This is a genomic window from Mesorhizobium silamurunense (genome assembly GCF_014843825.1).
Classification (GTDB): domain Bacteria; phylum Pseudomonadota; class Alphaproteobacteria; order Rhizobiales; family Rhizobiaceae; genus Mesorhizobium; species Mesorhizobium silamurunense.
This window is the reverse complement of the sequence record NZ_JHQR01000236.1, coordinates 1-10907: the sequence shown is the minus strand read 5'-3', so window position 1 is coordinate 10907 and position 10907 is coordinate 1. Positions and strand designations below refer to the sequence as shown.

General features: G+C 63.9%; 12 protein-coding genes. 7 read left to right on the top strand and 5 right to left on the bottom strand.

The window, feature by feature from the left end; genetic code table 11:
- Nucleotides 1-131 precede the first annotated feature (131 nt).
- Nucleotides 132-1364: an MFS transporter gene (locus DH10_RS25610; RefSeq protein WP_192243354.1), complete on the bottom strand. Its 1233-nt coding sequence runs from the start codon at nucleotides 1362-1364 to the stop codon at nucleotides 132-134.
- 187 nt (nucleotides 1365-1551) lie between these two features.
- Between DH10_RS25610 and DH10_RS25605 the strand changes: the two genes are divergently transcribed.
- Entirely contained in the window at nucleotides 1552-1839 is a 288-nt protein-coding gene (locus DH10_RS25605) for a DUF3175 domain-containing protein (RefSeq protein ID WP_192243356.1), read from the top strand.
- Between the two features lie 49 nt (nucleotides 1840-1888).
- On the opposite strand, the gene DH10_RS25600 is transcribed toward DH10_RS25605, so the two are convergent.
- Both DH10_RS25600 and DH10_RS25595 read right to left on the bottom strand, forming a co-directional pair.
- Entirely contained in the window at nucleotides 1889-2668 is a 780-nt protein-coding gene (locus DH10_RS25600; protein WP_192243358.1) for a FadR/GntR family transcriptional regulator, read from the bottom strand.
- A gap of 100 nt (nucleotides 2669-2768) precedes the next feature.
- On the bottom strand, nucleotides 2769-3665 hold the full coding sequence (locus DH10_RS25595; protein WP_192243360.1) for an NAD-dependent epimerase/dehydratase family protein: 897 nt from the start codon (nucleotides 3663-3665) through the stop codon (nucleotides 2769-2771).
- Between DH10_RS25595 and DH10_RS25590 the strand changes: the two genes are divergently transcribed.
- Complete coding sequence (locus tag DH10_RS25590; RefSeq protein WP_343221620.1) at nucleotides 3591-4760, top strand: NAD(P)-dependent oxidoreductase; 1170 nt, start codon at nucleotides 3591-3593, stop codon at nucleotides 4758-4760. The two genes, DH10_RS25595 and DH10_RS25590, sit on opposite strands and share 75 nt — an antisense overlap.
- 20 nt (nucleotides 4761-4780) lie before the next feature.
- Here the strand turns inward: DH10_RS25590 and DH10_RS25585 are convergent, their stop codons facing one another.
- Nucleotides 4781-5563, bottom strand: coding sequence for a FadR/GntR family transcriptional regulator (locus tag DH10_RS25585; RefSeq protein ID WP_192243364.1), 783 nt, complete (start codon nucleotides 5561-5563; stop codon nucleotides 4781-4783).
- A 191-nt stretch (nucleotides 5564-5754) separates the two neighbouring features.
- Nucleotides 5755-6744: a sugar-binding protein gene (locus tag DH10_RS25580; protein ID WP_192243366.1), complete on the bottom strand. Its 990-nt coding sequence runs from the start codon at nucleotides 6742-6744 to the stop codon at nucleotides 5755-5757.
- 453 nt (nucleotides 6745-7197) lie between these two features.
- On the opposite strand from DH10_RS25580, the gene DH10_RS25575 reads away from it, so the two are divergent.
- The 5 genes from DH10_RS25575 to DH10_RS25555 all read left to right on the top strand — a co-directional run.
- Nucleotides 7198-7941 (top strand): ATP-binding cassette domain-containing protein, encoded by a 744-nt coding sequence (locus DH10_RS25575; protein ID WP_192243368.1) that lies wholly within the window; start codon nucleotides 7198-7200, stop codon nucleotides 7939-7941.
- A gap of 55 nt (nucleotides 7942-7996) precedes the next feature.
- Nucleotides 7997-8995: an ABC transporter permease gene (locus DH10_RS25570; RefSeq protein ID WP_192243370.1), complete on the top strand. Its 999-nt coding sequence runs from the start codon at nucleotides 7997-7999 to the stop codon at nucleotides 8993-8995.
- Nucleotides 8996-9240: 245 nt separating this feature from the next.
- Entirely contained in the window at nucleotides 9241-10068 is an 828-nt protein-coding gene (locus tag DH10_RS25565) for an AraC family transcriptional regulator (protein WP_192243372.1), read from the top strand.
- A 105-nt stretch (nucleotides 10069-10173) separates the two neighbouring features.
- Nucleotides 10174-10617 (top strand): SRPBCC family protein, encoded by a 444-nt coding sequence (locus DH10_RS25560; RefSeq protein ID WP_192243374.1) that lies wholly within the window; start codon nucleotides 10174-10176, stop codon nucleotides 10615-10617.
- A gap of 15 nt (nucleotides 10618-10632) precedes the next feature.
- The coding region (locus DH10_RS25555; RefSeq protein WP_192385496.1) for an FAD binding domain-containing protein at nucleotides 10633-10907 on the top strand (275 nt) is incomplete at its 3' end.

The window sequence follows — 10907 nt, the reverse complement described above, 5'->3', positions numbered from 1 at the left end:
CGCGGCCTTGTCACCGCCTTGCCCTCGCACGTTCGGCGCGCGGCCGTGGAAAGAGGATCGCTTGTCATTGCGCCACCCGGCCCGTTCTGCCTCGGCCTGGGGTCGCGCACGTGTCCGCCATTGTCAAGCTGTCAGGCCGCAGCCGTCGCGCTACGGGTGACCTTCCACCGAAGCAGCGCGATCGCCGCGAGATTGACCAGGTTCCAGGCGATGCCGTTGAGGAACGCGGCGGCGTAGGAGCCGGTGAGATCGTAGATCCAGCCCGACATCCAGCCGCCGACCGCCATGCCGAAGATCGTCGCCATCAAGACGATGCCGACCCGCTGGCCGGCTTCCTTGGCCGGCATGTAGTCGCGCACGATGATCGCATAGCAGGGCACGATGCCGCCTTGCGACAGGCCGAATACCAGCGAGACCACGTAGAGCGAGGCCAGCCCGTCGAAGGGAATGTAGAACAACAGCGACAGGCATTGCAGCGCCGAGCCGATGATCAAGGTTTTCACGGCGCCGATGCGATCGGCGAGGAAGCCTGAACCAATCCGGCTGACAACGCCCGCAGCCAGCATGATCGACAGCATATCGGCGCCGCGCGCGACGCCGTAGCCGAGATCCATGCAATAGGCGACGATATGCACCTGCGGCATCGACATCGCCATGCAGCAGCCGAAGCCGGCAATGACCAGCAGCATCTGCAGCGCCGCCGGCGACAGCGAGATCGGCTGTACCGGCCGGCTCCCCGGCGAGCCTTGGGCGGCTTCGCGCGGCGCACCGCGCCGCAGCATCAGCACCAGCGGCACCATGGTGGCGAGGCAGAAGATGCCGATCGCGGCATAGGTGAAGCGCCAGCCTTCGCCTTGCATGACATAAGGCATCGCCGTCGGCCAGACTGCCCCGGCAAGGTAGCTGCCGGATGCAGCCGCCGTCACCGCGACGCCGCGGCGGCGGTTGAACCAGTGCGAGATGTCGGCGATCAACGGGCCGAAGATCGCCGATGTGCCGAGACCGATCAGGAGCCCCTGGACAAGGGTGAATGCAAGGATCGAAGTGGTCAGCGAGGCAAGCAGGAAGCCTGCGCCGAGCGCCATCGCCGAGACGAGCGCCGGGATCCAGTAGCCCATGCGGTCGATGGCGCGTCCGATCAGCACATTGCCGGCGGCGAAGCCGACCATAGTCGCGGTATAGGGCATCGAAGCCGCGGCCCGGTCGACGCCGAACTCGGCCTGCACGGCGGGCAGAACAACGACCACCGCCCACATGCCGGCGCCGCCGATCGTCGACAAGAGCATCGAGATGCCGAGCCGCGTCCATGCGTAGGCGCTGTCGATGCCGGGGCCACCTGCCCGGCTGGAGACGGTTGTCGTCACGGCGTTTCCTGTTGCGCTTCTTTGTGATCGGGCGGTCTTGCCCAGTATCGGCGCATTTCCTGCGCCGAGCAGCGCCACAAGGGACAATTCGTGGCTCCAGCAATCGGGAACCGGTCATGTCGCCCAGAGTTGTGCCCCAGGGGGAGTTGTGCCCCAAAGGAGTTGTGCCCAAGGAAGGAGTTTCGCCATGACCGCCAGGAAAAAATGGTCTGCCGAAGTGACCGAGCACAGCGATGCGCTGGATCTCGAGGAGCACGTCTTCGAATCCGACGATGCCAAGAAGATCGCCGCCTCGTTGAAGCGCTCGGCCGAGCACAGCCATCGCCGTAAGGCGGAGCCGTTCCAATCCGCGATGTCGATGCTGAATTTCTACATCAACCGCGCCGGCAGGAACCTGCCGGAATCGCGAAAGCGAGTTCTGGAAAAGGCGAAAGACGAGTTGCGCGCCGCCTTCGGGCGCGAGAGAGAAGGCTAAGGCTCATTGAAGTCAGATCAGGCCGGTATCACCTGAATATCAGCAGGCCTCAGCGCGAGCGGATGACGTCGTCTGTATTGGCGAGCAGCTTGCGTACGGCGTTGCGCGCCGCATCCGGCCGCTGCAGCCGGATATTCCTCTCGATCGCTTCGTGCAGTTTCTGGGCGTGCTGCAAATCGTCCAGCTCGCGGGTCGTATAGGCGAAAAGATGGTCGAAGGCGGACTCGATCAGGACGCCCAGCGGCACCAGGAGGTCGTTGCCCGAGGCCCGGAGGATGGCGAGGTGGAAGCGCGTGTCGGCGCGGGTGCGCTCCTGCAGGTTGGTCGCCTCGCCCATCTCCCGGCAGGCCTGGCTGATCTCGGCCATCTGCTCGTCGGTGCGCCGCATTGCGGCAAAAGCCGTCGCCTCCGGCTCGATGATATGGCGGAACTCCTGCACCGTCCTCAGGAAGACCTCGCGATCCGGCGACGTCGCGTACCAGGCGAGCACGTCGCGGTCGAGGAGGTTCCAGCGCTCCTTCGGCTCCACCCAGCTGCCGATCTTGGGCCGCGATGCCAGAAGGCTCTTGGCCATCAGCATCTTGATCGCCTCGCGCACCGCCGAGCGGCTGACGTCGAAGGTCTCCGACCATTTCGCTTCGTTGGGCAGGATGGTGCCCGGCGGATAGTCGCCGCGCACGATCCGAAGGCCGATTTCGCTCGCCAGCGACGCGTGCACGCTGGAGCCAGGGATGCGCGGCGCATCGGGCCGCCGAACGCCCGCCGGACGTTCGGCGGATGCCGATTTCGTCGGCGGCCTTTTTTCGTTATTCGGCTTTGCGTCCCGCATATATCCAGAAAGTCTGGTTTTCAGAAGCTGTCAAGCACGGCAAGCTAGCTTTGCCGCAACGCGCCTGGATGTGCACAGCTCAACCTGTGTTTGGCGCCCCTCACGCAGTTTTGACGTATTTGCGCCAGCTATGTTCGGGGCGGAAGCCGAGCACCTCCCGAGCCTTGCGGTTCGACAGCAGCGTCTCGAATTCACCGAGCTCGGCTTTGACCGGCACGCCTTGATAGAAGCGCTTCAAGAGCTCGGCCGTCGGCAGATCGGACGAGGTGTCGTCATTGGCGGCGTTGAACACCTGATAGCCCAGCCCATCCTTCTCGATGGCGCGCAACGTGATCTGGCCGAGATCGCGGGCGTCGATATAGCTCCAGGCGATGCGCTTGCGGAAACCCGGATCGGCGAACCATTTCGGGAACAGCGCATATTCATGCGGCTCGATAACATTGCCGATGCGCAGCGCATAGATGTCGAAGCCGCTGCGCAGCGCAAAGGCGCGCGCCGTCTTTTCGTTGACGATTTTCGACAACGCATAGCTGTCCATCGGATCGACATCATAGTCCTCATCGAGCGGAAAATGCATCGGATTGCGCGGCTCGTTGGCGAAGACCAGGCCGTAGGTCGTCTCGCTGGAGGCGATGATCACCTTGCGGATGCCGAGCTTCACCGCCGCCTCGATGACATTGTAGGTGCCCATCGCATTGATGCGGAACACCTCGTTGTCGGGCGTGATCATGATGCGCGGGATGGCGGCGAAATGCACCACGGCATCGACCGGCTGCGCCCGCAGCGACGGGTCGAATTCATGCAGTCCCGCATAGCTCGATAGCGCGTTGAACACCTGGCCGCTGTCGGTGATGTCGGTGATCAGCGTGCGCACCTTCGGGTTGTCGAGCGGCTTGGTGTCGATGTTGAGCACCTGGCAGCCATGCTCGACCAGATACTGAACAACATGGCGGCCGGCCTTGCCGCTGCCGCCGGTGAACATGATCCGCTTCGTCATTTTGCTCTCCACATTGCTCGGGAACTATGTGTATTGTCAGACAATATGGCATTCCACAATCGCCTGCCAACCGCGATCCGCGAAAACCTTTTCCAGCATCGGCCACCGGCGGGCCGCGCCGGCGCCGATCATCAACAAAGACAGGGACGAAACGACATGACCACCACCGCTGCCCGCGAAAACATCGGTTTCATCGGTCTCGGCCTGATGGGCCACGGCATCGCCAAGAACATCGTCGACAAGGGCTACCCGCTCACCTTCCTTGGCCGCAAGAACCGCAAGCCGGCGGAAGACCTGATCGGCCGCGGCGCGGAGGAGGCATCGACGTCTCGTGAGGTGGCGGCCGCCTCCGACATCGTCTTCATCTGCGTCACCGGCTCACGCGAGGTGGAGGCGATCATCCGGGGACCTAGCGGGCTGAAGGAAGGTTTGAGGAAAGGCTCGGTCGTCGTCGACTGCTCGACATCCGATCCGGTCTCAACCATGGCGCTCGCCGCCGAGCTCGAGGCGCTCGGTGTCGATTATGTCGACGCGCCGCTCAGCCGCACGCCGAAGGAGGCCTGGGAAGGCACGCTCGACGCCATGGTCGGCGCGCCCGACGCGGTTTTCGCCAGGCTGAAGCCGGTGATCGAGACCTGGGCCGGCCGCATCGTCCATATCGGCGGCACCGGCGATGGCCACCGCATGAAATTGCTCAACAATTTCATCTCGCTGGGCTACGCGGCGATCTATTCGGAGGCGCTGGCGCTGGCTGAGAAGGTCGGAATCTCGCCGCCGCGCTTCGACAGCGTGATCCGCAATGGCCGCATGGATTGCGGCTTCTACCAGACCTTCATGCGCTGGACGCTTGATGGCGACCGCGACGCCCACAAATTCTCCGTCGCCAATGCGTTCAAGGATTTGACCTATCTGGAATCGATGGCGGGCGCTGCCGGCATTGCCAACCCGCTCGGCAACGCCACCAAGAACTCGTTCGCGACTGCCTTCGCCGCGGGGCCGGCCGAGCAGTATGTGCCGATGCTGGCCACCCATATCGGCAAGCTCAACGGCGTCGACCTGATGCCGTCGAAGGATGGCGTGAAGCAGAAGATCTGACAGCCGCGGCGCAAGCTTTCTCAGCGCCGCGAAAGCTTGATCACCTCGTCGGTGTTGGCGAGGAGCCTATGCACGGCGCTTCTGGCGGCGGCCGGGCGCTGGAGGCGAATGTTCTTCTCTATCGCCTCGTGCAGGGACTGGGCCCGGCGCTGATCGCTGTGCTCGCGCGTGACGAAGACGAAGAGATGGTCGAGCGCCGATTCGATCAGCACGCCGAGCGGCACCAGGAGATCGTTGCCCGAAGCTCTCAGGATGGCGAGATGGAAGCGTGTGTCGGCGCGGGTTCGCTCCTGCAGGTTGGTGGCTTGGCCCATCTCCCGGCAGGCCTGGCTGATCTCGGCCATCTGCTCCTCGCTCCGCCGCAAGGCGGCGAAGGCGCTGGCTTCCGGCTCGATGATGTGACGGAATTCCTGCACGGTCTTGAGGAAAACCTCGCGATCGGGCGCGGTGGCGTACCAGGCAAGCACGTCGCGGTCGAGCAGGTTCCAGCGTTCCTTCGGCTCGACCCAGCTGCCGATCTTCGGGCGTGAGGCCAACAGGCTTTTCGCCATCAGCATCTTGATCGCCTCGCGCACCGCCGAGCGGCTGACGTTGAAGGTTTCCGACCATTTGGCTTCGTTGGGCAGGATGGTTCCAGGCGGATAATCCCCGCGCACGATCCGCAGCCCGATTTCGCCGGCCAGCGAGGTATGGACGCTTGAACCTGGAACCCATGCCATGTCAGGCCGGCGAACGGTAGCGGCCGGGCTGGCGGCTGGCGCCCCTACCCTGGCGGATCGCTTCCTTGCTTTCTCGTCCGACATCGACGTTCCAATGTGGCGGCAAACTGCGCGAGGAACCGCCTGTTGCTTTCGTGCCCGTCGGTCGCTTCGCCGAAAATGCACGCCATGGGCGCGTCAAAGCCGGAGCCTCACGCCCCGACAATGCTTGCTTCGCCCATTGTCTTGAACCGATGAGGCGGGGCGCCCGTTGGCAGGCGCCCCGAGATCGAAGCTTACTTCTGGATGCAGGTGTCGACCGTGTCCTTGGTGCATTCGTCAAGGCCGGTGAAGACCGGATCGTCGACCTTCTTGCCTTCGATCAGGTCAATCATCACCGACGGTGCCTTGTAGCCCATCTCGAACGGCCGTTGACCGACCAGTGCAGTCACAAGGCCATCCTTGGCGATCGCCACCTCGTCGCCGATCGTATCGGCGGCGCCGATGACGAATTCATTCTTGGCGATCTTGTCGGCCATCGGCTTGAACAGGTCGCGGTAGGGCTGCGGCGCGCCGAACAGCGGCCAACCACCCTCGATTGCGAAGGCATCGAGTTTGGGATTGGCGGCAAGGATGTCGGTCATCGCCTGCACGCCCTTGGCGCCGTCGTCGTTGGTGAACACCGGGCACCCCGCCACCTCGGTCCAGCCACCTTCGCCGGCCAGCGCCGCAAGGCCTTCCTTGCCGCTGAGCGCATCGCGCGTGCCTTGGGCGCGGCGCAGGATGTTGTCGGCTGCGGGGTTGCCTTCGATCAGGCAGACCGTGCCGCCGTTCGGCTTGGCCTTCTTGATGTACTCACCGATCTTCTTGCCCATCAGATAGTTGTCGGTGCCGAGATAGGTCTTGCGCAGCGCTGCATCTTCCTTGGCTAGGTCGGCGTCGACGGTCATGATCGGGATCGACGGATTGGCGCTCTTGATCGTCTGCGCGATCAGCGGCGCGTTCGACGGTGAGATCGCCATTGCGGCCGTATCCGGCTTGCTCAGCATGTCCTGCACGATCTGGGCTTCGCCGGCCTCGTCTGAGGTCGATGCCGGACCGGTGTAGAAGCATTCATATTCGGAGCTGGCATTCTCCTTGTTCCACTTCTCGCAGCCCTGGTGGATGGCTTCGAAGAACGGGTTGTCGAGACCCTTCACGACAATGACGACCTGTTTCTTGGCCAAAGCCGGCCCGGCGCCCAACGCCATGGCGGCGACGGCGGCGAGCAAAAGTGATTTCCTCATATCAGTCCTCCCTTGAAAACAGACGGACACGACGTGCCCGCCACACCGATCGGCCCGAATGAAAGGGACACGGGAATTGCCTCGAACGTCCGTGTCTCAAGCCGGGGCCGATAAGCATTTGCCGATCCGTTCCAGGTCGAATGGACGCTGGCGTTACCGGATCAAATCCCCTGCCCGCCGCTTCCGCCGACCGGCGATTTGCGCGGGCAGGTTCTTCCTCCGACGCTAGCTAATATCGGCTCGCAGCCGACGTCAATTCCTATTTGTCCTACAAAACCGATTTTTCGACGAGTTCCGAAATTAATCGCCCGACAATTGATTGACGCCCATGTCCGCATTTGCCTAAATGAGTCTATCGCACCTGCTCTGGAGGAGCTGGAGGCGCGAGACCCATGCGGCGCCGGCAACCATGGCAGGGCCGTCGCGGGGCGAAAAAGGGGAGGCTTAAGGCTGGTGTCGGTTCTCGAACTCGCCAACATCTCGAAGCATTTCGGCGCCATCCAGGCGGTGAACGACGTCTCGTTCACGCTGGAGGCCGGCGAAGTCGTTGGCCTGATGGGCGACAACGGCGCCGGCAAGTCGACGCTGGTCAAGATGATTGCCGGCAATTTCCGCCCGAGTCACGGCACCATGCGCATGGACGACAAGGAGCTGATCCTTCACAAACCGGTGGAAGCCCGCCAGCACGGCATCGAGATCGTCCACCAGGACCTGGCGCTGTGCAACAACCTCACGGCGGCGGCAAACGTCTATCTCGGGCGCGAGCTGCGTCGCGGCGTCGGCCCTTTCCGCATTCTCGACTATGCCGCCATGTACAAGCGTGCCGGCCAGATCTTCGCCGAGCTGAAATCCGAGACCCGGCCGCGCGACCTCGTCAAGCAGATGTCGGGCGGCCAGCGCCAGGCGGTGGCCATTGCCCGCACCATGCTGTCGCAGGCCAAGATCGTGCTGATGGACGAGCCGACCGCGGCGATCTCGGTCAGGCAGGTCGCCGAAGTGCTGAATCTGATCCGCCATCTGCGCGACCAGGGCATCGCCGTCGTGCTGATCAGCCACCGCATGCCCGACGTCTTCGACGTCGCCGACCGCGTCATCGTCATGCGGCGCGGCAGGAAGGTCGCCGACAAGAAGATCGCCTCGAGCTCGCCCGAGGAAGTCACCGGGCTGATCACCGGCGCCATCGAGCAAGTGGCATGAAAGCACTGGAATTCTTGACGTTTGGCGCCTTCACCGCCGGCAGGAAAGGTCGATAATGGCAGTCACCCTTGACCAGACGATCGCGCAGAAGCAGCACACTTTCGTGTCGCGCGTGCTGTCCAGCCAGACCTTCTGGGTGGTGATCGCGGTCATCCTCGCCTGTCTGTTCCTGTCCTTCGCCACTGATGCCTTCGCCACGCAGAAGAACCTTTACAACATCACCCGCAACATCACCTTCGTCGCCATCGTCGCGCTTGGTATGACCTTCGTCATCATCACCGGCGGCATCGACCTGTCGGTCGGCTCGGTGTTGTGCCTGTGCTCGATGGTGCTGGCCGTCACCATGCACGCCGGCTATTCGATCGAGGTCGGCATCCTGGCGTCGATCGCCACCGCGCTTGCCATCGGCGCCTTCAACGGCGTGCTCATCGCCTATCTCGGCTTCCCGCCTTTCGTGGTGACGCTCGGCATGCTGTCGGTCGCCCGCAGCCTCGCCATGGTCGCCTCCAACAACACCGTCGTCTTCCAGTTCGGACCCGATCACGACAAGCTTCTGGCGCTGGGCGGCGGCGCCTGGGTGTTCGGCATCGCTAATCCGGTGCTGTACATGATCCTTCTGGCGCTGATCACCGGCTTCATCCTGCGCTGGACCAAGTTCGGCCGGCACATCTTCGCCATCGGCGGCAACGAGCATGCGGCGACGCTGACCGGTGTTCCGGTGCGCCAGATCAAGGTCGCGGTCTACATGATCTCGGCGCTCTCGGCCGGTGTCGCCGGCATCATCCAGACCGGCTGGCTGGGTGCCGTCACCACCAATCTCGGCACCGGCATGGAGCTGCAGGTGATCGCCGCCACCGTCATCGGCGGCGCCAATCTCGCCGGCGGTGTCGGCACGGCCTTCGGCGCCATCGTCGGCGCCGCCCTGATCGAGGTGATCCGCAACAGTCTTGGCCTGCTCGGCATCAACGCCTTCTGGCAAGGCACTTTCATCGGCGGCGCCATTCTGCTCGCCGTGCTGTTCGACCGCATCCGCAACTTCCGGCGCAGCGACTAGCTTTCACCTTCTCCCCCAGGGTCCCTGGGGGAGAAGGTGGCCTCGCGCAGCGAGGTCGGATGAGGGGTGTTCCAGAGACCACCAGCGCCTCGTTTCTTCCAGCCTATCGCTCAGTCTGAAAATCCGCCCAGGCGCTTTGAACGCAAGTTCCGCCGCGTCTGCCTGCCTTGACGCCGCCACACCCCGGTCGCACAATCCCCGGGCAGGCGAAGGGAGGCCAGTCGCCTGGGGGAGGAAATATACCCATGACGGACGCGATCAGGCTCTATTGGGGCCGGTTCGGACATGTCTCTGTCCTGAATGTCGCCAACGACTTCGTCACCCATGCCCATGGCGAGGCGCATCTCATCATCTGGCTGGAAGGCACGGCCGGCGAAATGACGATCGGCCGCGAGACGGTGCCGCTGGGACCGGAGACCGCCGCCGGCATCAACTCCTTTCAACCGCACAGCCACGCGCTTTCGCGCGACGGCAAGCCCGGCCTTTTCCTTGCCTTCTATATCGATCCCGACTGGGCGCGGCGGCGCCGTGATCTGCCGCCCTCCGCGCCGCTGTTTGCGCAGGCGGCAATAACGCTGGAGCCGTGGTTGCATCAGGCGGCGGCGAACCTGCTCGATCACCTGACCGACAACGAAAGCATCGACGACGTCGCCAACTATGAGATCGAGCGCTTCATCGACAGCGTGCTCGACGCCGCCGATGCCTCGGCGCCGCAGGCGGCGCGCGCTCGCATCAACACGATGCTGGATTTCCGCGTCCGCAAGGCGATCCAGCTGATGAAGGCCAACGTCTGCGAGCGGATCTCCTTCGACGACGTGGCGCGCAGCGTCGGCCTGTCCCGGCCGCATTTCTTCGCGCTGTTCAAGGAACAGACCAACCTGACCCCGAACGTCTACTGGAACACGCTGCGCATGGAGGAAGCCGTGCGCCAGCTGCAATGGTCGCAAGAGCCGCTGATCTCGGTCGCCTGCAATCTCGGCTTCACCACCCAGGGCAATTTCTCGCGCTTCTTCCGCGATCATGTCGGCGTGCCGCCGACGCTCTACCGCGAAGCGGCGCGGGCAATGTCCTGAGCCGCCGAGAATCAGACTGATTGATAGGCGCGCAAGACGCGTTGATAAGCGCCGCCCCGCCCGCCGCCCTAGCCTCCTTCCCATCTTTGGGAAGGGAACGAGCATATGGCGAAAGTCACTATCTCCAGCGTCATCGACGCGCCGGTCGAGCAGGTCTGGGCGCGCATCCGCGACTTCAACGGCCTGCCTGGCTGGCATCCGCGCATGGTGGAAAGCCACATCGAGGACGGCAAGGACGCCGCTACCATCGGCTGCGTGCGCAACTTCAAGCTAGTCAGCGGGGCCCGGCTGCGCGAAAAGCTGCTCGACTTCTCCGACGAGAATTTCCTGGTCAGCTATTCGATCCTCGAGACCCCGCAGCCGATCACCAACCACAAGGCGACGCTGCAATTGCGCCGCGTCACCGACGGCAACCGCACCTATGCCGAATGGAGCGCGAGCTTCGACGCAGCCCCCGAGGAAGCCGAGAAGCTCGCCGAGGGCATGGGCGCCAATGTCTTCCAGGGCGGCTTCAATGCCCTGAAGAGCCATTTCGCCGGCAACAGCTAGATCGGGGAGCGCGCCATGTCGCTTGCGCTGCAGACCTTCTCCTCCGTCAAAGACGCCAATGCGGCGCTCCAGGCGGCGGGCACGCGCTATCTCGGCGGCGGCACGCTGGTCGTTCGCGCCGCCAACGAGGGCGACGTTTCCGTTTCCAGCCTTATCCGCGTGACCGAGCCTACCCTGTCGGCAATCAGTGTTTCCGGCGGTAAGGTAAGGCTCGGCGCCTCGGTCACCATGGCCGCGATCGCCCGCCATCCCGAGCTTGCCACGCTCGCGCCGGCCGCGCGCGCCGTCGG

What these genes read in the sequence shown, in the direction of transcription:
- DH10_RS25580 (WP_192243366.1), bottom strand. Translation starts at nt 6,744, where the DNA reads ATGAGGAAATCACTTTTGCTCGCCGCCGTCGCCGCCATGGCGTTGGGC.
- DH10_RS25595 (WP_192243360.1), bottom strand. Translation starts at nt 3,665, where the DNA reads ATGACGAAGCGGATCATGTTCACCGGCGGCAGCGGCAAGGCCGGCCGC.
- DH10_RS25565 (WP_192243372.1), top strand. Translation starts at nt 9,241, where the DNA reads ATGACGGACGCGATCAGGCTCTATTGGGGCCGGTTCGGACATGTCTCT.
- DH10_RS25570 (WP_192243370.1), top strand. Translation starts at nt 7,997, where the DNA reads ATGGCAGTCACCCTTGACCAGACGATCGCGCAGAAGCAGCACACTTTC.
- DH10_RS25590 (WP_343221620.1), top strand. Translation starts at nt 3,591, where the DNA reads ATGCTCGACCAGATACTGAACAACATGGCGGCCGGCCTTGCCGCTGCC.
- DH10_RS25605 (WP_192243356.1), top strand. Translation starts at nt 1,552, where the DNA reads ATGACCGCCAGGAAAAAATGGTCTGCCGAAGTGACCGAGCACAGCGAT.
- DH10_RS25585 (WP_192243364.1), bottom strand. Translation starts at nt 5,563, where the DNA reads ATGTCGGACGAGAAAGCAAGGAAGCGATCCGCCAGGGTAGGGGCGCCA.
- DH10_RS25560 (WP_192243374.1), top strand. Translation starts at nt 10,174, where the DNA reads ATGGCGAAAGTCACTATCTCCAGCGTCATCGACGCGCCGGTCGAGCAG.
- DH10_RS25600 (WP_192243358.1), bottom strand. Translation starts at nt 2,668, where the DNA reads ATGCGGGACGCAAAGCCGAATAACGAAAAAAGGCCGCCGACGAAATCG.